At 73.6% G+C, this 18,929-nt stretch carries 18 protein-coding genes; 10 read left to right on the top strand and 8 right to left on the bottom strand.

All coding sequences use genetic code 11. The annotated features are described in order from the left end of the window. On the bottom strand, nt 1-346 hold a 346-nt coding region (locus ACGWYJ_RS30510), incomplete at its 3' end, for a glycosyltransferase family 2 protein (RefSeq protein ID WP_395109896.1). A gap of 370 nt (nt 347-716) precedes the next feature. Between ACGWYJ_RS30510 and ACGWYJ_RS30505 the strand changes: the two genes are divergently transcribed. Genes ACGWYJ_RS30505 through ACGWYJ_RS30460 form a run of 10 tightly spaced genes read left to right on the top strand, consistent with a single transcriptional unit; the run spans nt 717 to nt 11,993 of the window. Continuing rightward, a complete protein-coding gene (locus tag ACGWYJ_RS30505) occupies nt 717-2,378 on the top strand; it encodes a carbamoyltransferase (protein ID WP_395109895.1) in 1,662 nt (553 codons plus the stop codon). Then, nucleotides 2,375-4,021, top strand: a complete 1,647-nt coding sequence (locus ACGWYJ_RS30500; RefSeq protein ID WP_395109894.1) for an HAD-IIIA family hydrolase — start codon at nt 2,375-2,377, stop codon at nt 4,019-4,021. Before ACGWYJ_RS30505 ends, ACGWYJ_RS30500 begins: the two co-directional genes overlap by 4 nt. Beyond that, nucleotides 4,018-5,028: a glycosyltransferase family 9 protein gene (locus ACGWYJ_RS30495; protein WP_395109893.1), complete on the top strand. Its 1,011-nt coding sequence runs from the start codon at nt 4,018-4,020 to the stop codon at nt 5,026-5,028. Before ACGWYJ_RS30500 ends, ACGWYJ_RS30495 begins: the two co-directional genes overlap by 4 nt. Further along, a complete protein-coding gene (locus ACGWYJ_RS30490) occupies nt 5,025-6,023 on the top strand; it encodes a glycosyltransferase (RefSeq protein WP_395109892.1) in 999 nt (332 codons plus the stop codon). Before ACGWYJ_RS30495 ends, ACGWYJ_RS30490 begins: the two co-directional genes overlap by 4 nt. 4 nt (nt 6,024-6,027) lie before the next feature. Further along, nucleotides 6,028-7,278, top strand: coding sequence for a glycosyltransferase (locus tag ACGWYJ_RS30485; protein ID WP_395109891.1), 1,251 nt, complete (start codon nt 6,028-6,030; stop codon nt 7,276-7,278). Continuing rightward, on the top strand, nt 7,275-7,919 hold the full coding sequence (locus ACGWYJ_RS30480; protein ID WP_395109890.1) for an SIS domain-containing protein: 645 nt from the start codon (nt 7,275-7,277) through the stop codon (nt 7,917-7,919). The genes ACGWYJ_RS30485 and ACGWYJ_RS30480 overlap by 4 nt, the downstream gene beginning before the upstream one ends. Further along, nucleotides 7,906-9,363, top strand: coding sequence for a PfkB family carbohydrate kinase (locus ACGWYJ_RS30475; RefSeq protein ID WP_395109889.1), 1,458 nt, complete (start codon nt 7,906-7,908; stop codon nt 9,361-9,363). The genes ACGWYJ_RS30480 and ACGWYJ_RS30475 overlap by 14 nt, the downstream gene beginning before the upstream one ends. Further along, the gene (locus tag ACGWYJ_RS30470) at nt 9,360-10,058 is read left to right on the top strand and encodes an SDR family oxidoreductase (protein ID WP_395109888.1); all 699 of its coding nucleotides are present in this window, start codon (nt 9,360-9,362) and stop codon (nt 10,056-10,058) included. The genes ACGWYJ_RS30475 and ACGWYJ_RS30470 overlap by 4 nt, the downstream gene beginning before the upstream one ends. Then, nucleotides 10,049-11,140, top strand: a complete 1,092-nt coding sequence (locus ACGWYJ_RS30465) for a glycosyltransferase family 9 protein (RefSeq protein ID WP_395109887.1) — start codon at nt 10,049-10,051, stop codon at nt 11,138-11,140. The genes ACGWYJ_RS30470 and ACGWYJ_RS30465 overlap by 10 nt, the downstream gene beginning before the upstream one ends. Beyond that, nucleotides 11,031-11,993: an NAD-dependent epimerase/dehydratase family protein gene (locus ACGWYJ_RS30460; protein WP_395109886.1), complete on the top strand. Its 963-nt coding sequence runs from the start codon at nt 11,031-11,033 to the stop codon at nt 11,991-11,993. The genes ACGWYJ_RS30465 and ACGWYJ_RS30460 overlap by 110 nt, the downstream gene beginning before the upstream one ends. Here the strand turns inward: ACGWYJ_RS30460 and ACGWYJ_RS30455 are convergent, their stop codons facing one another. The 7 genes from ACGWYJ_RS30455 to ACGWYJ_RS30425 are packed head-to-tail and all read right to left on the bottom strand — an operon-like array spanning nt 11,994 to nt 18,916. After that, complete coding sequence (locus ACGWYJ_RS30455) at nt 11,994-13,085, bottom strand: mandelate racemase/muconate lactonizing enzyme family protein (RefSeq protein ID WP_395109885.1); 1,092 nt, start codon at nt 13,083-13,085, stop codon at nt 11,994-11,996. It abuts the gene before it with no gap. Next, nucleotides 13,082-13,984, bottom strand: coding sequence for a 5-dehydro-4-deoxyglucarate dehydratase (locus ACGWYJ_RS30450; protein ID WP_395109897.1), 903 nt, complete (start codon nt 13,982-13,984; stop codon nt 13,082-13,084). The genes ACGWYJ_RS30455 and ACGWYJ_RS30450 overlap by 4 nt, the downstream gene beginning before the upstream one ends. A gap of 23 nt (nt 13,985-14,007) precedes the next feature. After that, nucleotides 14,008-14,772 carry an SDR family NAD(P)-dependent oxidoreductase gene (locus ACGWYJ_RS30445; protein WP_395109884.1) on the bottom strand — a complete coding sequence of 255 codons (765 nt, stop codon included), beginning with the start codon at nt 14,770-14,772 and terminating at the stop codon, nt 14,008-14,010. Further along, nucleotides 14,765-15,628, bottom strand: coding sequence for an ABC transporter permease (locus tag ACGWYJ_RS30440; RefSeq protein ID WP_395109883.1), 864 nt, complete (start codon nt 15,626-15,628; stop codon nt 14,765-14,767). Before ACGWYJ_RS30440 ends, ACGWYJ_RS30445 begins: the two co-directional genes overlap by 8 nt. Continuing rightward, nucleotides 15,625-16,590, bottom strand: coding sequence for an ABC transporter permease (locus ACGWYJ_RS30435; protein ID WP_395109882.1), 966 nt, complete (start codon nt 16,588-16,590; stop codon nt 15,625-15,627). The genes ACGWYJ_RS30440 and ACGWYJ_RS30435 overlap by 4 nt, the downstream gene beginning before the upstream one ends. Next, complete coding sequence (locus tag ACGWYJ_RS30430; RefSeq protein WP_395109881.1) at nt 16,590-17,696, bottom strand: ABC transporter ATP-binding protein; 1,107 nt, start codon at nt 17,694-17,696, stop codon at nt 16,590-16,592. The genes ACGWYJ_RS30435 and ACGWYJ_RS30430 overlap by 1 nt, the downstream gene beginning before the upstream one ends. Continuing rightward, complete coding sequence (locus tag ACGWYJ_RS30425) at nt 17,693-18,916, bottom strand: extracellular solute-binding protein (protein WP_395109880.1); 1,224 nt, start codon at nt 18,914-18,916, stop codon at nt 17,693-17,695. Before ACGWYJ_RS30425 ends, ACGWYJ_RS30430 begins: the two co-directional genes overlap by 4 nt. Between the last annotated feature and the right edge of the window lie 13 nt (nt 18,917-18,929).

Raw genomic sequence — 18,929 nt, 5'->3', positions numbered from 1 at the left:
CGAGGATGCGCCCGGTCACGACGGCCAGGCGCGGATGGGCGTCCAGCAGGTCGGCGGCGCGGTCCAGCGCGCCCGGCTCCCACCAGGTGTCGTCGTCGCAGAAGGCCACGTAGGGCGTGCGGACGTGGTCGAGGGCGGCGTTGCGCCCGACCGCGCCCAGGTTGTCGTCGGCGCGGATCAGCCGGACCTGCGGGAACCGCTCGGCGACGGCGTCGGCGGTGCCGTCGGTCGAGGCGTTGTCGACCACGACGACCGGCGGCCGCCCCGGCAGTCGGGCCAGCCGGGCCAGGACGTCCAGCAGCGACTTCCGCCGGTCGCGGCTGATCACTGCGACGGTGCAGCGCATGGCGGCGCCCTACCCCGGTGAGGCGGGGCCTACCGCCCGTCCGGCGGCGCGCCGCTGTGACTCAGATCACAGGGAATTTGTCGGGGTTCTCCAGTTTGCTCCGCTTCTAGCCGGTGAGGTCCAGAAGTGAATGACCTATGGGTGATTAGGCGCAGACACTAGTAAAAATCCAAAACCGGGTGCTAGGTCCATATTTTAGGGAGCTTCCGACCGAAGCCGATGTCAAGGACGCGGGCATCCGCTTTCCGCCTACGGGCTGAGCTTCGAGCCCGTACCGAAGGGGCCGACACCCCGAAAGCACATCAACAGACGGTGCCGAGCAACGGCCGCCGCGACCCTGCGTGCCGACCTGCCGATCGGAGCCTGCCCAATGCGCATCCTGGGAATCAACGCCATATTCCACGACCCCTCCGCCGCGCTCATCGTGGACGGCCGGATCGTGGGCGCCGCGGAGGAGGAACGGTTCAGCCGGCGCAAGCACGGCAAGCGTCCCGTCCCGTTCTCGGCCTGGGAGCTGCCCGAACGCGCGGCGCGCTGGTGCCTGGACGAGGCCGGGCTGGAACCGGGCGACCTGGACGCCGTCGCCTACTCCTACGATCCCGCGCTCGCGGAGCCCGGCATGTGCGGCCACGACGGGCACTGGGAGGAATTGCGAACCCGATACGCGACACGCGCCCCGCATTTCCTTGCCACGGCTTTGCCCGGCCTCGATCCCGGCATTGTTCGGTTCGTCCCGCACCATTTGGCCCATGCCGCCTCGACCGCGCTCGCCGCACCCGATCCCGGGCGCGGCGACGTCCTTGTCATCGACGGGCGCGGCGAAGCCCATTCGCACCTCGCCGGAACATACGACAACGGCGACGGCAAAGGCGGTTTCACCACGTTCGCCGCGCAATGCCTGCCGCACTCGCTGGGCCTCATGTACGAAGAACTGACCGAGCATCTCGGTTTCCTCCGGTCCAGCGACGAGTACAAAGTGATGGCGCTCGCCTCGTACGGAGAACCCCGCTTCCTCAAGGAAATGAGGGAACGGATCCGCACGACCGGCGACGGCGGATTCGCGGTGGCGCCGATCGACTGGGCGGCGCTGGCCAAGGCCCGCTCCCCCGCCGACGGCGAGGACCAGTGGACCGCCGACCACGCCGATCTCGCCGCGAGCGCTCAGGCCCGGCTGGAGGAGGTCCTGCTGGAACTGGCCTTGTGGACGCACCGCCGCGGCGGCTCGGACCGGCTGACGCTGGCGGGCGGGGTCGCCCTGAACTGCGTGGCCAACTCCAGGCTGGCCGAGGAGGGACCGTACAAGGAGATCTGGGTGCAGCCCGCCGCGGGTGACGCGGGCACCGCCTTGGGCGCCGCGCTGCACCTGGCCTGGGCGGCCGGTGAGCGTCCCGCCGCGATGCCCGGCGCCGACCTGGGACGGCGGTGGACGGACGAGGAACTGGCCGTCCGGCTGGAGACCGCCCGCGTCCCGTACGAGCGGCCCGCCGACCTGGCCGGGACCGTCGCCGACGCGCTGGCCCGCGACCAGATCGTCGCCTGGTTCCAGGGGCGCTCCGAGTTCGGCCCGCGCGCGCTGGGGCACCGCTCGCTGCTCGCCCATCCCGGCAACGCCGCCAACCTGGAACGGCTCAACGCGGTCAAGGGCCGCGAGCAGTTCCGCCCGATCGCGCCGATGGTCGCCCTCGACCGGGCCGCCGAGATTTTCGAGGGGCCGCTGCCCAGCCCCTACATGCTGTTCGTCCATCGGGTGAGGCCCGAGTGGCGCGACCGCATCCCGGCCGTCGTGCACGTGGACGGGACCGCGCGGATCCAGACCGTCGACCACCAGGCCGAGCCGCTGGTCGCGGGCCTGCTCAAGGCGTTCGAGGCCCGCACGGGCCTGCCGGTCGTCGTCAACACCAGCCTCAACACCGCGGGGAGGCCCATGGTGGACGACCCGCGCGACGTGCTGGAGTGCTTCGGCTCCGCGCCGGTGGACCTGCTGGCCATCGGGCCCTACGTCGTCCGGCGCGCGGAGGTGTTCGCCAGGTGACGTCCCGCGTCTCGTACAGCATCGTCGTCCCGACCATGGGACGGCCCAGCCTGCGCACGCTGCTGGACGCGCTGCTCGGCCCGCTCGGAGGGGAGGACGCGCCCGCGCCCGAGGCGATCGTGATCGTGGACGACCGGCCGCGCCCCGGCGCCCCGCTGCCCCTGCCCCCGTCCGTGGACGGGACCGGCGACCTGGTGCGGGTGATCAGGTCCGGCGGGCGCGGACCGGCCGCCGCGCGCAACGCGGGCTGGCGCACGACGGCCACCGAGTGGGTGGTGTTCCTGGACGACGACGTGGTCCCCTCGCCCGGATGGGCCCGCGATCTGGCCGCCGACCTCGCGACAACGGCGTCCGAGGCCGGCGGCTGCCAGGGGATCGTCACCGTGCCGCTCCCCGCTTCCCGCGCCGCGACCGACTGGGAGCGCAACACCGCCGGGCTGGAGTCGGCACTGTGGATCACCGCGGACATGGCGTACCGCCGGGACGTGCTCGCCGAATGCGGGGGCTTCGACGAGCGGTTCCGGCGCGCCTACCGCGAGGACGCCGATCTCGCGCTGCGCGTCATGGACAACGATCACCGGCTGGTGCGCGGCACGCGGCGGGTGACCCATCCCGTCCGCCCGGCGGGGTTCTGGGCCTCGGTCAAGGCGCAGGCGGGCAACGCGGACGACGTGCTGATGCGGCGGCTGCACGGCCGCGACTGGAGGGAACGGGCGGGCGAGAGGTCCGGCCGCTTCCCCCGCCACGTGGCCACCACGGCCGCGGGCCTGCTGGCCGGGGCCGCTCTCGCGGCCGGAGCACACCGCACCGCCCTGGCCGCGGGCGCCGCCTGGGCGGGACTGACCGCCGAATTCGCCATGGCCCGCCTCCCGAGCTTCAGGAGCGGGGCGCCGGAGGAATTCAGTGGGCCGTGCCGGACAGATCTTGCCGAGGGCTTGGGGGGTCGCCTCCCGGCGCTGGGGCGGCTCGGGGCGCTGTGGGCGGGTGAGGTCGCCAAGATGCTGGTGACCAGCGTGGTCATCCCGCCGGCCGCCGTCCTGTACCGGCTGCGCGGGCTGGCCGAGCACCGCGGGGCGGGGCCGTGGCCGCCGCGCCAGGTGGTGCTGTTCGATCGGGACGACACGCTGATCCGGGACGTCCCGTACAACGGCGATCCCACGACCGTCGAGCCCATGCCGGGCGCCGCCGAGGCGCTGGAACGCCTGAGGCGGCAGGGGGTGCGCATCGGCGTGGTGTCCAACCAGTCGGGCGTGGCCAAGGGCTACATCACCACCGACGACGTGCGCCGCGTCAACGCGCGCGTGGAGGAACTGGTCGGCCCCATCGACGTGTGGGAGATCTGCCCGCACGACCGCGACGACGACTGCGACTGCCGCAAGCCGCTGCCGGCGCTGGTGGAACGTGCCGCCGGGCGCCTGGGCGTGCTGCCCTCCGACTGCGTCGTCATCGGTGACATCGGCGGGGACGTGGAGGCGGCCGTGGCGGCGGGCGCCCGGGGCATCCTCGTCCCCACCGGCAGGACGCGGCTGGAGGAGATCGCCGCCGCGAGCGAGGTGGCGCCCGACCTGAACAGCGCCGTCGACCTGGTCCTCGGCGACAACCGGAAACGGGAGCGCGTCCCCGCCGAGCGGGGGGTGCGATGAGGGTCCTGGTCGCGCGCCTGGACAATCTGGGCGACGTGCTGCTCGCGGGCCCGGCGGTCCGGGCGGTCGCGGACGTCGCCGAGCGGGTCACGCTGCTGTGCGGGCCGCGCGGGCGGGCCGCCGCCGACCTGCTGCCCGGCGTCGACGACGTCATCGAGTGGCGCGCCCCCTGGATCGACCCCGAGCCCGTCCCGGCGGACGGCGCCCTGCTGGCCGCCATGCTCGACGTCCTGGCGCGCCGGTTGCGCGCGGGCCGCTTCGACCGCGCGCTGATCTTCACCTCGTTCCACCAGTCGCCGCTGCCGCTGGCGCTGCAACTGCGGCTGGCGGGGGTCCCGTGGATCGGCGGGATCAGCGAGGACTATCCGGGCTCGCTGCTGGACCTGCGGCACCGTCCCGACACCGACGTCCCGGAGACCGAGCGGATGCTGGCGCTGGCCGCCGACGCCGGTTTCCCCGCCCCCGCCGACACGCGGCTGCGGATCCGCGGGCCGCTGCCCGAGGTGTGGCCGTTCACCGGCGGCCCCGGGTACGTGGTCGTCCACCCGGGCACGTCCGTCCCGGCGCGGGCGTGGCCGCCCGAGCGCTGCGCCGAGGCGGTGCGGCTGCTGGACGCCGCCGGGCACCGCGTCGTGGTCACCGGTCACCGCGACGAGAAGGACCTCACCGCCCGCGTCGCCGGTGACCGCGGGCTCGACCTGGGCGGGCGCACGTCCCTTGAGGAGCTGGCGGGCATCCTGGCCGAGGCCGGCGCCGTCGTCGCCGGCAACACCGGCCCGGCGCACCTGGCCGCCGCCGTCGGCACCCCGGTCGTGTCGCTGTTCGCGCCGACCGTGCCCGCGGCGCGCTGGGCCCCGTACGGGGTGCGTCACATCCTGCTGGGCGACCAGGACGCCCCCTGCAAGGACACCCGGGCGCGGGTGTGCCCCATTCCTGGGCATCCCTGCCTGTCCTCCGTCACCGCGGAGCGCGTCGTGGACGCCGTTCAGGAGGTGATCAAGGAATGAGGGTGCTGCTCTGGCAGGTGCACGGCTCCTGGGCCACCTCCTTCGTGTACGGGCCGCAGACGACGCTCGTCCCCGTCGTCCCCGGGCGCGGACCGGACGGCAAGGGCCGCCCGCACACCTACACGTGGCCGGACCGGGCCATCGAGGTCCCGTACGACCGGCTGCGCGAGGAGCGCGTCGACGCCGTCGTCCTCCAGCGCCCGCACGAGATCGAGCTGTGCGAGCGGTGGCTCGGCCGGACGCCCGGCCAGGACGTCCCGGCCGTGTACGTCGAGCACGACACGCCGCGCCGCACCCCCGCGGACGCGAGCCTGCCCGAGGAGGTCGTCCCCGACAGCCGGCACTTCCTGCACGACCGCACCGACATCCCGATCGTCCACGTCACCCACTTCAACCAGCTCTTCTGGAACTGCGGCAACGCCCCGACGACGGTGATCGAGCACGGTGTCGTCGATCCCGGCTACCGGTTCCACGGCGACATGCCGCGCGCCGCGGTGGTCATCAACGACCCGCTGCGCCGCGGCCGGGTGGCGGGCACCGACATGCTCCCCGCGCTGGCCGGCTCCGTCCCCCTGGACCTGTTCGGCATGAACGTCGGCGACGTCCCGCGCAAGCTCGGCATCCCGCACGAGTCGCTGTGGACGTACGAGGACCTTCCGCAGGCGCGGATGCACGAGGAACTGGCCCGGCGCCGCGTCTACGTCCACCCGTACCGATGGACCTCGCTCGGTCTCGCGCTGATCGAGGCGATGATGCTCGGCCTCCCCGTGGTGGCGCTGGCCACCACCGAGGCGGTCGAGGCCGTACCCCCCGAGGCCGGGGTGCTGTCGACGCGCGTCGACACCCTCGCCGAGGCGGCGCGGTCCCTCGCCGCCGACGCCCCGCACGCCCGGCGGATGGGGAAGGAGGCGCGGGCGTTCGCGAGCGAACGCTACGGGCTGCCGCGTTTCCTGCGGGACTGGCGGCACATGCTCTGGCAGCTGACCGAGAGGTGACCCGATGAACCCGAAGCAGATAGCCATGGTCTCCGAGCACGCGAGCCCGCTCGCCATCCGGACGGGGCTCGGGGGCCCGGACGGCGGCGGCCAGAACGTGTTCGTGGCCGACCTGGCGACCGAGATGGGCCGCCAGGGGCACCATGTCACCGTCTACACCCGCCGGGACTCGCCCGACCTGCCCGACCGGGTGAGGCTGTCCCCGGGGGTCACGGTGGAGCACGTCCCGGTGGGACCCGCCACGCCCCTGCCGAAGGACGAGCTGCTCCACCTGATGCCCGACTTCGGGCGCTATCTGGAGAAGCGCTGGGCACAGTCGCCGCCGTACGTGGCGCACGCGCACTTCTGGATGAGCGGGCTCGCGGCGCTGCGGGCCGCCGACGCGCTGGGCGGGCGGATCCCGGTGGTGCAGACCTTCCACGCGCTGGGCTCGGTGAAGCGCCGCCACCAGGGCGGCAAGGACACCAGCCCGATCGAACGGCTCCGGCTGGAGCCCGCGATCGGCCGCACCGTCCAGGCCGTCATCGCGACCTGCACGGACGAGACCAGGGAACTGTTGCGGATGGGCGTGCCGCGCGAGCGCATCAGGGTCGTCCCGTGCGGGGTGGACCTGGAGCGCTTCTGCCCGGACGGTCCCGTGGACCGGTCCGGCGCGGCCGAGCTGGAGGCCCCCGGCTGGCCGCAGACGCGGCTGGTGGCGCTGTCGCGGCTGGTGGAGCGCAAGGGCGTGGACACCGCCATCGAGGCGCTGGCCCAGATCCCCGGCGCGGAACTGGTCGTGGCGGGCGGTCCGCCCTTCGCGGACCTGGACGACGACGAGGAGGTGGGGCGGCTGCGGCAGGTCGCGCGGGAGACCGGGGTGCACGGCCGCGTCTCGTTCCTGGGCCGGGTCGCCCGCGACCAGGTTCCCGCGCTGCTGCGCTCGGCCGACCTGGTCGTGACGCTGCCCTGGTACGAGCCGTTCGGCATGGTGCCGCTGGAGGCGATGGCCTGCGGCAGGCCGGTGGTCGCCACCGGCGTCGGCGGGCACCTGGACAGCATCGTCAACGGCGTCACCGGCGTGTGGGTGCCGCCGCGCCGGCCCGGCGAGGCGGCCCGGCGGATCCGGAGCCTGCTCGCCGACGGGACCCGCGCCACGGCCATGGGCTTCGCCGCCGCCGACAGGGCGCGTTCCCGCTACTCCTGGGAGCGCATCGCGCAGGAGACGCTGGCCGTCTACGAACAGGCCGCGGCCAGGAACGAGGTGGCGGCATGACCCCGCAGCGAGGCGGGGTGACCGCGGTTCCCACCACCACCACGCCCACGGCGGGCACCGGCCCGGTCGCCCGCGAGGACCGTCTGGAGGCGCTGGCCGACGCGGCGCTGCGGTTCCGCGCCCAGGCCCCGGTCATCACGGCGTGGGGACGGCGCCTGGGCGAGGTCCTCGGCTCCGGGGGACGGCTGCTGGCGTGCGGGAACGGGGGCAGCGCCGCCGAGGCGCAGCATCTGACCGCCGAGCTGGTCGGCCGGTACGAGGACGAGCGGCCCCCGCTGGCGGCGATCCCGCTGCACGGCGACAGCTCCACGGTCACCGCGATCGGCAACGACTACGGCGCGGCGGACGCCTTCGCCCGGCAGGTACGCGCGCACGGCCGTCCGGGCGACGTGCTGATCTGCCTGTCCACCAGCGGGCGGAGCCCGAACGTGATCGCGGCGGCGCGCGTCGCGCGGGGGCTCGGGCTGACCGCGTGGGCGATCACCGGCCCGGGTCCCAACCCGCTCATCGAGGCGTGCGACGACGCCATCGCGGTGGACGCCCACAACACCTCGACGGTGCAGGAGATCCACCTGGCCGCGATCCACCTCCTGTGCGGGGTGATCGACCAGAGTCTGGGAGCGCCGGATGACCGCCGGTGAGGGCGCGAGGCGCGTCCGGGGCGCGGCGCCGGGGGGCCGCTCGGACGGGCCCCTGGTCGTGGTCGGCGACGTGCTCCTGGACATCGACATCGTGGGCGCCGCGTCCCGGCTGTGCCCGGACGCGCCCGTCCCGGTGATCGACCACGCCGACGAGCGGCCCCGTCCCGGCGGGGCGGGGCTGGCGGCGCTGCTGGCGGCGGCCGAGGGCCGGGAGGTGGTGCTGGTGACGGCGCTCGCCGACGACGAGCCCGGCCACCGCCTGCGCGCGCTGCTGGAGCCGCACCTGGAGGTGGCCGCCTTCCACCTGCACGGCGGCACGCCCTGCAAGCTGCGGATCCGGGCCGAGGGACGGTCCGTCGCCCGGCTGGACGTCGGGGACGGCAGGGCCCAGGACGGGCCGATCGGCCCGAGCGTCACCGCGGCGCTGTCCCGTGCCGGGGCGGTGCTGGTCTCCGACTACGGCCGCGGCGTCACCGGCCACGCCGCGATCCGCAGCCTGCTGGAGGGCCTGGCCGGACGGGCCCCGGTGGTGTGGGACCCGCATCCCCGGGGCGAGCCGCCCGTCCACGGCACCCGGCTGATGACGCCCAACGAGGACGAGGCGGCCAGGCTCGCCGCCGCCCACGGCGCCGAGATCACCGGCACCGGCCTGGCCCCCTCCACCCGCCGCGCCCGGCACCTGGCCGAGGCGTGGGGCCTGGAGGCGGTCGCGGTCACCCTCGGGTCGGAGGGCGCGCTGCTCTGCGATGGGACGTGCACCCCGTACCTGGCTCCGGCCGAGCCGGTCCCGCCGTACGGCACGCCGGACTGCTGCGGAGCGGGCGACAGCTTCGCCGCCCGCGCCACCGAGGTCCTGGCCGACGGCGGCGGTCTGGCCGAGGCGGTCGGCGAGGGCGTGCGCCGCGCGTCCGCGTTCGTGCACGGGGGCGCGGCCGGGGCGGTGGCGTCGCGGCTGGCCGACACCGGATCGCCGGAGGTGCGCCCGCCCAGCGAGGTCGCCGACGCCTGGGACGTGGTGGAACGCACCCGCCGCGCGGGCGGGACCGTGGTCGCCACCGGCGGCTGCTTCGACCTGCTGCACGCCGGGCACGTCGCCCTGTTCCAGCAGGCGCGGCGCCTGGGCGACTGCCTGATCGTCTGCGTCAACTCCGACCGCTCGGTGCGCCGCCGCAAGGGCCCGGGACGTCCGGTCACCCCGGCGGAGGACCGGGTGCGGGTGCTGCGCGCCCTCACGGACGTGGACGCCACGCTGGTGTTCGACGAGGACACCCCCGAGCCGCTGCTGGACCGGCTGCGGCCCGACATCTGGGTCAAGGGCGCCGACTACTCCGGCGCCGCCCTGCCCGAGGCCGGCACCGTCCGCGCCAACGGCGGCGAGATCGTGCTGCTGCCGTTCATGGAGGGACGGTCCACCACCCGCATGCTCAAGGAGGAATCATCATGAAGGTGCTCATCACCGGGGGTGCCTCCGGCTTGGGCGCGGCCATCGCCCGGCGGGTCGCCGACGACGGCGGCACGCCGCTGATCGTCGACCGGCATCCGCCCAAGAACGAGGCCGGCACGCACAACGGCGACATCGCGCACATGCAGGCCGACCTGGCCGACCGGCAAAGCGCCGAGCGGGCCGTGCACGGCCTGGCCCGGGAGGCGGGCGGCCTGGACGCGGTGGTCACCGCCGCCGGGATCGACTCCTGCGGCCGGCTGGGCGACGTCCCCGCCGAGGACTGGGACCGGGTCGTGCAGGTCAACCTGCTCGGCACCGCCGCGGTCGTGCGGGCCGCCCTCCCCTATCTGGAGCACGCGCCGAACGGCCGCATCGTCACCTGCGCGTCCACGCTGGGGCTGAGGGCGCTGAGCGACGCGACCGCGTACTGCGCGTCGAAGTTCGGCGTGGTCGGGTTCAGCCGCGCGCTGGCCGCCGAACTGGCCGGGCACATCGGCGTCACGACGCTGGTCCCCGGCGGCATGGACACCGCGTTCTTCGACGGCCGCGACGAGCGGTACAGGCCCGGCCCGGACGCCCGGCTCAACAAGCCGTCGGACGTGGCGGCGGCCGTGGCGTTCGCGCTGTCGCAGCCGCCCGGCTGCGAGGTGCGCGAGCTGGTGGTGTGCCCGTCGACGGAGCCGTCATGGCCGTGACGGGGACGGCCGGCGCCGAGCGTCCGCCCCGCGCGTTCGTCCTGCGCGCGCTGGGCCTGGGCGACCTGCTGACCGCGCTGCCCGCGCTGCGGGGGCTGCGCCGCGGCCTGCCCGGCTGGCGGCTGACCCTGGCCGCGCCGCGCAGGGTCGCGCCGATCGCCCTGCTCAGCGGGGCCGTGGACGACGTGTTCCCCGCGTCCGGGCTGGCTCCGTTGCCGCCCCCGGACGGGCCCGTCGACCTGGCCGTCAACCTGCACGGCTGCGGGCCGCAGAGCCACCGGCTGCTGCGCTCGCTGCGTCCCGGCCAGCTCATCGCCTTCGCCAACGGCGACGTGGACGGCTGCGACGGCCCGGCCTGGCACTGCGCCGAGCACGAGGTGGCGCGGTGGTGCCGGCTGGTCGAGGCGCACGGCTTCGACACCGACCCGGGCGACCTGGACCTGCCCCGTCCCCCGCTGGGGTCGGCGGCGCCCGGCGCGATCGTGATCCACCCGGGCGCGGGGTACCCGGCCCGGCAGTGGCCCGCCGAACGGTACGGCGCCGTCGCGGAGGCCCTGCGCGCCAGGGGCGAGCGGGTCGTGGTCACCGGGTCCCGGAGCGAGACCGAGCTGGCGCGGCGCGTCGCGATGCTGGGCGGGCTCGGCCCCGAGGCGGAGCTGTCCGGCCGCACCGGGCCGCTCGAACTGGCCATCCTCATCGCGCGGGCCCGGCTGGTGATCTGCGGCGACACCGGCACCGCGCATCTGGCGACCGCGTACGGCACCCCGTCGGTGCTGCTGTTCGGCCCGACCCCGCCCGACCTGTGGGGCCCGCCGCCCGAACGCACCCAGCACACCGTGCTGTGGACGGGCCACCGCGGCGACCCGCGCGGCGAGCGGCCCGATCCGGGCCTGCTGGAGATCTCCGTGGACCGTGTCGTCGAGGCCGCGACGCGGGTCCTGGAACGCCCCAACATCAAGGAGGGAGCACGGCATGACGGAGCGGTATCCGCGCGCGGTCGTGGCGGGGGGCGCGGGCTTCCTCGGTTCGCATCTGTGCGAGAGGCTGCTGGACCGCGGCATATCGGTGGTGTGCCTGGATAACCTGCTGACCGGGTCCACCCGTACCATCGCGCGCCTGCTGCCGCGCGAGGACTTCACCTTCCTGCGGCGCGACCTCACCCGCCCGCTGGCCGTGGAGGGACCGCTCGGGTACGTGTTCCATCTCGCCTCGGCCGCCTCGCCCGCCGACTATCTGCGCTGGCCCGTCCAGACGCTGGAGGTCGGCAGCCAGGGCACCCGCGTCGCGCTCGACCTGGCCGAGCGCAAGGGCGCGCGGTTCGTCCTGGCGTCCACCTCGGAGGTGTACGGGGACCCGCTGGAGCACCCGCAGCGCGAGTCGTACTGGGGGAACGTCAACCCGGTGGGGCCGCGCAGCGTGTACGACGAGGCCAAGCGGTTCGCCGAGGCGCTGACCTCGGCGTTCCGGCACTCCCGCGGGCTGGACGCCGGCATCGTGCGGATCTTCAACAGCTACGGCCCGCGGATGCGGCCCGACGACGGCCGGGCGATCCCGACGTTCCTGCGGCAGGCGCTGCGCGGGGAGCCGCTGACCGTGACCGGCGACGGCTCGCAGACCCGCTCGATCTGCTTCGTGGACGACACCGTGCGCGGCATCCTGGAGTTCGCGCTGTCCGGCCATCCCGGGCCGATGAACATCGGCAGCCCGTACGAGACCTCGATGCTCGACCTGGCCAGGCTCGTCATCGAGCTGACCGGGTCGCGCTCGACGATCCGCTTCGTGGAGCGCCCGGTGGACGACCCGGGCGTGCGCCGTCCCGACACCACGCTGGCGCGGGAGTCCCTGGGCTGGGAGCCCGAGGTGACGGTCGAGACCGGCCTGCGCTCCACCATCGAATGGTTCGAGCGGGAACTGGCCCTGGACCGCCCCGCCTGACTAGCCCCTGGTCCTGACCCTCGTGCGGGCGAGCGCGGCCGGGTCGAACCGGATCCCGTGCCCGCCGTGGTCCCCCGGGCGCAGCACGCCGCCGTCGACGCGGACCGGGTACGGCTCGGCGAGCAGGCCCAGGTCGGCGAACGAGGCGTCCTCCACGTCCTCCACCATCGGCGGCATCGGCAGGGAGCAGGCGAGCTGCCCGGAGATGTCGGGCAGCAGGTGCGGGAACGCGGGGACGTCGTGCGCGCGGGCCAGTTCGGCGATCCGCAGGAACGGGGTGATCCCGCCGACCCGCACCACGTTGGGCTGGACGATGTCGCACGCCCCGGCCGCGAGCAGGTCACGGAACTCGTAGGTGGTGTAGGTGTTCTCGCCCAGCGCGATCGGCACGTCCACGCTCGCCCGCAAGCGGGCGTAGGCGTGCACGTCGGCGGACGGAAGCGGCTCCTCGATCCAGTACGGGTCGTACGGGCGTAACGCCTCGGCGGCACGGATCGCGCGCGGCAGGTCCCACAGCTGGTTGGCGTCCACCATGAGCAGCGCGTCCGGGCCGAGCGTGTCGCGGACGGCGGCGACCCGTTCCACGTCCTCCGCCAGGTCGTCCAGCCCCACCTTGATCTTCGCGGCGGTCAGGCCGCGCGCCTTCCACCGTTCGGCCTGCGCGACCAGTTCCCTGAGGGTGTAGTGCCGGTTGACGCCGCTGCCGTACACCGTGACCGCGTCGCGGCGGCGGCCGAGCAGGTCCACCAGTCCGGTGCCGGCGGCGCGCAGGTCCCACAGCGCCAGGTCGACGGCGGCGAGCGCGATGGTGACCAGACCGCCCCGGCCCGCCTCGTGCAGCCGCCACCACAGATGGTCGAACACCACCTCGGGATGCGCGGGCAGCCCCATCGCCAGCGCGCGGATGTCGGACTCCAGCAGCGCGTGCGCCGCGCGTCCCCCGACCCACGGCGCCCAGGAGAAGCCCGTGCCGGTACGCCCGTCGGCGGTGGTCAGCTCGGTCACGATGACGTGGATGTGCGTCATCTCCGGGCTCCACGGCCGTGTCATCGGCACGCGATGCAGCGTGCTCTTCAGCGCCGTGATCGTCATGGGAGGGCCTCGCGCCCGGCCTTGACGATGTCGGCCAGCTCCCGCAGGTGGTCCGGCCCGGGGTCGGTGAGCGGCGGCCGGACCGAACCCACGTCCAGTCCCTCCATGCGCACCGCCGCCTTGACCAGCGACACCGCGTAGCCGGGCACCTTGGCGCGCAACTCCACCAGCGGCGCGTAGAACCGGCTGATCAGGCGCCGCACGCCCGCGTCGTCGCCCGCGTCCAGCGCGGCGCGGAACGCCGTCGCCACCTCGGGGACGAAGCAGAACGCGGCCGAGGAGTACAGGTCCACGCCGATCCCCCGGTACGCGGGGGCGGTCAGCTCCGCGGTCGGCAGCCCGTTGAAGAAGGTGAAGTCCGGCCCGGCCTCGCGGCGGACGGCGTTCACGATCCGCGCCGTCCGGTCGATGTCACCGACACCGTCCTTCAGCCCCACCACGCCCGGGATACGGGCGAGCGCGACGGCCTCGGCCGGGTCCAGCGCGATCCCGCCCCGCTGGTAGAGGATCACGGGGATCCCGGCGGCCTCGGCGATCCTGGTCACGTAGGCGCGCAGCCCGTTCGCGGGGCCCTGCGCCAGGTAGGGCGGCATCAGCAGAAGGCCGTCCGCCCCGGCCGCCGCCGCCCGCGCCGCCTGCCGCACCGCCGTGCCCAGCGGGCCGCCCGCCCCGGCGATCACCGGAACCCGTCCGGCCACCTCGCCCACGGCGGTACGGACCGCCAGCTCGTGCTCGTCCTCCGACAGGGACGGGAACTCGCCCGTGCCGCACGCGACGAACACCCCGCCGGGACCGTGCGCCATGCCCCGCCGCACATGCTCGGCCAGCACGTCCGCCGCGACCCCGCCGTCGTTCCCGAACGGGGTCACCGGGAAGAACAGGACACCCTCAAGCTTCACGCCGTATCCCTCCTGGACGCCGCTCATCTTTTCTGTTCCTGGGACGGGTCGGTCCGCAGCCGCGCGTGCAGGCCGCCGTCCACCCGCACGACATGACCGTTGATCTGGGACGCGGCACCGGACGCGAGGAACAGCGCCGCGTCCGCCACCTGGTCGGGCGAGGTGGTGCGGCCCGAGGGGATGTCGGTCGTGGGACGGACGTCTTCGACCACGCTGGCCGGGGCGATGCAGTTGGCGCGGATGCCGAGGCCGCCGAGCTCCACGGCGATCGCCCGCGCCAGCGCCTCCAGGCCCGCCTTGGTGACGTCGTAGGCGCTCTGGTCCTCGTGGGCGCGCGCCCCGCCCGGCGACGACATGTTGACGACCACCCCGCCGCGTCCCCCGTCCCGCCAGCGGCGCACCGCGCGCACCGACAGCAGGTACGCCGAACGCAGGTTGGCGCCCATCACCGCGTCCCAGGTCGCGGTGTCGAGGTCGATGAACGGGGTCCGGTACTCGGTGAGCGCGGCGTTGTTGACCAGGACGTCCAGGCCGCCCGCCGCGTCCACCCACGCGAAGACCCTCTCGGCGGACTCCTCCTCGGCCAGGTCGGCGGTCAGCGTGGCGACGCTTCCCGGACCGGGGAACCGCCGGTCGGCGAACGCCTTCAGCCCGTCGGCGTCCCGGTCCACGGCGAGCACCGTGGCCCCGGCCTCGGCGAACCGGACCACCAGCGCCCGCCCGATCAGCCCGGCCGCCCCGGTCACCACCACCCGCTCGCCGGAGAAGTCGAACCGCGCGTCACTCACTTGTCTGCTCCCTGACCTGTGCGACGATCTGCGTGGGATTGACGAACATCAGCGCGATGACCAGCAGCAGCGCCGACAGCGACATGTAGATCACGGCCATCGCGTCGATGGCCTGGGCGGCCCGGATGCCGGGGGTGAACGCCGCGCTGTACAGCGCCACGATCAGCGTCTGGCTGTCGGCGTCGGCGACCAGGAAGGTCAGCTCGAACATCGCCACCGTCCGCACCAGCACCAGGATCCCCGCGGCCAGGATGCCCGGCAGCAGCAGCGGCACCAGCACCCTGGAGAAGACCTGGCGTGTCTTGGCGCCGCACATGCGCGCCGCCGACTCCACGTTCGCGTCGATCTGCTCCACGAACGGGGTCATCACCAGCACCACGAACGGCAGCGCCGGGACCAGGTTGGCCGCGACCACGCCGGTCATCGTCCCGGCCAGATGCACCTTGTAGAGGACGGTCGCCAGCGGGATGCCGTAGGTGATCGGCGGCAGCACGACGGGCAGCAGCAGGAGCAGCATCACCAGCCGCTTGCCGGGGAAGTCCCGGCGGGCCAGCGCGTACGCGGCGGGCACGCCCAGCAGCAGGGACAGCGCCACCACCGCCAGCGTCACGCTCAACGTCACCTGGAGCACCTCGCCCAGCGCGAACTCGCTCCAGGCTTCGGAGTACCAGGCGGTGGTGAAGCCCTGCGGCAGCCAGCCGGTGAACCAGGCCGTCCCGAAGGAGTTCACCACCACCGACAGGATCAGCGCGAACAGGTTGACCAGGAAGAACGCGACACAGCCCCACACGATCCAGCCGGTCAGGCCGCGGCGCGGCAGCCGCCGGAACGTCGACGGGACGGGAACGGCCGTCATGATCCCTTCCCTCCCATCGCGGGGCCCGCGTACAGCCGTCCGCGCAGCAGCAGCGTGAACGAGATGACCAGCAGCTCGAACACCCCCATCAGCACGGCGATGGCGGAGGCCATCGAGTAGTCGTACTTCTCGAACGCCGCCTGGTACGCCGCGATCGCCATCACCCGCGTCTCCCCGGCGGGCTCGCCGACCAGGTTCGCGGACGGGAACACCGAGAACGCCAGCACGAACGCCAGCACGAACGTGGTGGCCAGGCCCGGCGCCAGCAGCGGCAGCGTGACCCGCCGCATCCGCTGCCACGGACCGGCGCCCAGCGTCGCCGCGGCCCGCTCCAGGTTCGGGTCGATGCCCGACAGGTAGGCCAGCACCAGCAGGAACGTGAACGGGAACCCGGTGATGACCAGCGACAGCAGAACGCCCCAGTAGTTGTAGATCAGCCGGATCGGCTGGTCGATCAGCCCGATGTCCAGCAGCAGCCGGTTGAGCCAGCCGCGCGGGCCCAGGTAGCGCAGGATGCCGTCCGCCACCAGCACCGTGCCCAGCGTCACCGGCAGCACCAGCACCGCCGTGAGCAGCCGCCGCCCGCGGAACCGTCCGCGCAGGCGGTAGGCGATCGGCACCGACACCGCCACGTTGAACAGCGCGGCGGGCAGCGCCAGCCGCAGCGTCTTGGTGATCGTGCCGCGCTGGTAGGCGTCGCCGAAGAACGCCTGGTAGTTGGCGAACATCCCGCCGCCGCTCTTGGGCTGCACCGACAGCCCCACCCCGTACATCATCGGGTAGAGGAACAGCACGCCCACCACGAGCACGGCCGGGACCAGCAGGAGCAAAACCCGGTCCACGCCCCGCTCCGCCAGCCGGTGCCGCAGCCCGCCGCGCACCCGCTCGGGCGGCGGCTTCCCGTGCTTTCCGCGTTTCCCGCGTTTCCGCGGTGGGCGGGCGGGGGGCGCCTCGACGGCCATCAGTCCTCCTCCGGCCCGGGGGACTCGCCGAAGACCAGCACCCGCTCCTCCGGCACCGTCAGCTCCACCCGCGACCCGGGCGCGACCCGTTCGGGCAGCCGGAAGTGGACGACGTGCCCGTCCCCGGTGACGCCCTCCGCCGCCACCTCACGGCCGTGGAACTCCGACACCTCCACCCGCACCGTCAGCGGGTTCGGCTTCTCGGACGCCCCGTCCGCGAGGCGGAAGTCCTCCGGGCGCACGGCCGCGACCGCGTTCGCCCCGGTGATCTTCTCCTGGGGGACGCCGGTGAGCCGCAGCTCGCGGTCGGCGATCGTCACCCGCCCGCCGTCCTTGGACACCACCGGCAGCTCCAGCAGGTTCCGGTACCCCATGAACCCGGCGATGTAGGTGCTGGACGGGTAGGTGTACACCTCCTCGGGCGTGCCGGACTGCTCGATGCGCCCGTCCCGCAGCACCACCACCCGGTCGGCCAAGGCGAGGGCCTCCTCCTGGTCGTGCGTCACGTACACGGTGGTGAGCCCGAGGTCCTGATGCATCCGCCGGATCTCGGTGCGCATCTGGACGCGCAGCTTGGCGTCCAGGTTCGACAGCGGCTCGTCCATCAGCACCAGCCGCGGCCGCAGCACCACCGCACGGGCGATCGCGACTCGCTGCTGCTGCCCGCCGGACAGCTGACCTGGCAGCTTGTGCGCGTGCTCGGTCAGCTCCACCAGCCGCAGTGCCTCGTCCACGCGGCGGGTGGTCTCGGCCTTGCCCATCCGGCGCACCGCGAGCCCGAACGCCACGTTCTTGCGGACGGACAGGTGGGGGAACAGCGCGTAGTTCTGGAACACCATCCCGAACGCGCGCCGTTCCGGCGGCAGCCCGTCGATGCGCTCCTCGTCCAGCCAGATCTCCCCCGCCGACAGCGGCAGCAACCCGGCCAGGCAGTTCAACGCGGTGGACTTGCCGCACCCGGAGGGGCCGAGCAGCGCCAGGAACTCGCCGCCCTTGATCCGCAGATCGATCCGGTCCAGCGCCACCGCCGGCCCGAACCGCCGCGTCACCCCCTCCATCCGCAACTCCGAGAACCGCACCCGGTTCTCCTCGATGGCGACCGTCACGACTTCTTCACCTTCTGGCCGCCGATCTCACGGTCCCACTTGTCGAACGCGGCGACCATCGCCTTGGCGTCCAGCGGCGGCGCCTTGGGGTTGTCGGCGATGAGGCTCTCGTACTCGGGACGCCCGAACTCCTGGAGGACCTTCCGGCTTTCCGGCGGAGCCATGCTGAGCGTGACGCCGTTCACGGCCGGCCCTGGGTAGAAGTAGCCCTTGTCGTAGGTGATGGCCTGCTGCTGGGGTGTGAGCGCGAACTTCATCATGTCCGTCAGCACGTGCAGCTTCTCGCCGGAGATGCCCTTCGGGACGACCATGTAGTGGGCGTCGGTGACCCAGGTGAAGCCGTTGAGCGCGCCGACCCTGACGTCCTTGGGCACCTGCCCGAGAACGCGCGGGTTGATGTCCCAGCCGGTGGTGCTGAGGATGATGTCGCGGGTGCCCTCGCCCAGTTCCTTCATGGTCTGGGTGGTGCCGCTGGGGTAGTACTCGATGTACTTGTCGAGTTCCTTGAGGTAGGCCCACGTCTTGGTCCAGCCGTTGACGGGGTCCATCGGGTCGGAGTCCTTGAGGATGTAGGGCAGGCCCATGATCCAGGTGCGTCCGGGGCCGGAGTTGGCGGGCCGCGCGTACATCAGCTTCTTCGGATGGGCCTTCGCCCACGCCAGCAGCTCGTCGGCGGTCTTGGGCGGGTTCGGGACGGTCTTGGGGTCGTACTCGATGAGCGGCCCGGACGGGTAGTACGTCACGGTGACGCCCCTGTTCTTGGCGAGCGCCTGCATCTTGGCGGCGGGCTCCAGGTAGATGGAGTTCAGGTTCGGCAGCTTGCTGGAGTACTTGCCGACCAGGTCCACCCACAGGTTCTGCTCAAGCCCGGCCGAGAGCCCGTCCGTGCCGGTCAGCACCAGATCGATGTCCAGCCGGCCGGCGTCCTGCTGAGCCTTCACCTTGCCCGCCAGTTCGGGCGAGGTGAGCTTGGTGTAGGTGATCCGCTCGACCAGCTTGGGGTTGGCGGCCTTGTAGTTGTCGAAGATCTTCTGGGTGAGCTGGAGGTTGCCGGCGACATCGACGATGTTCAGCGTGACCGGGTCGGACGGCGCCTTGACGTCGGCGAGCGCGGGTTCGCCGGCCGAGCCCGTCCCGCTCTCGGGCGCGCCACAGGCGGACAGCCAGGCGATCACGGAGGCGGCCAGCATGACGGCGGAGGTGCGCAGCGGAGTTCTCATGGGGGGTGGTCCT

Origin of the sequence: Actinomadura sp. SCN-SB, assembly GCF_043906805.1 — a bacterium.
In the GTDB taxonomy this organism is placed as follows: Bacteria; Actinomycetota; Actinomycetes; order Streptosporangiales; family Streptosporangiaceae; genus Spirillospora.
This window is presented reverse-complemented; position numbering and strand designations above follow the sequence as displayed.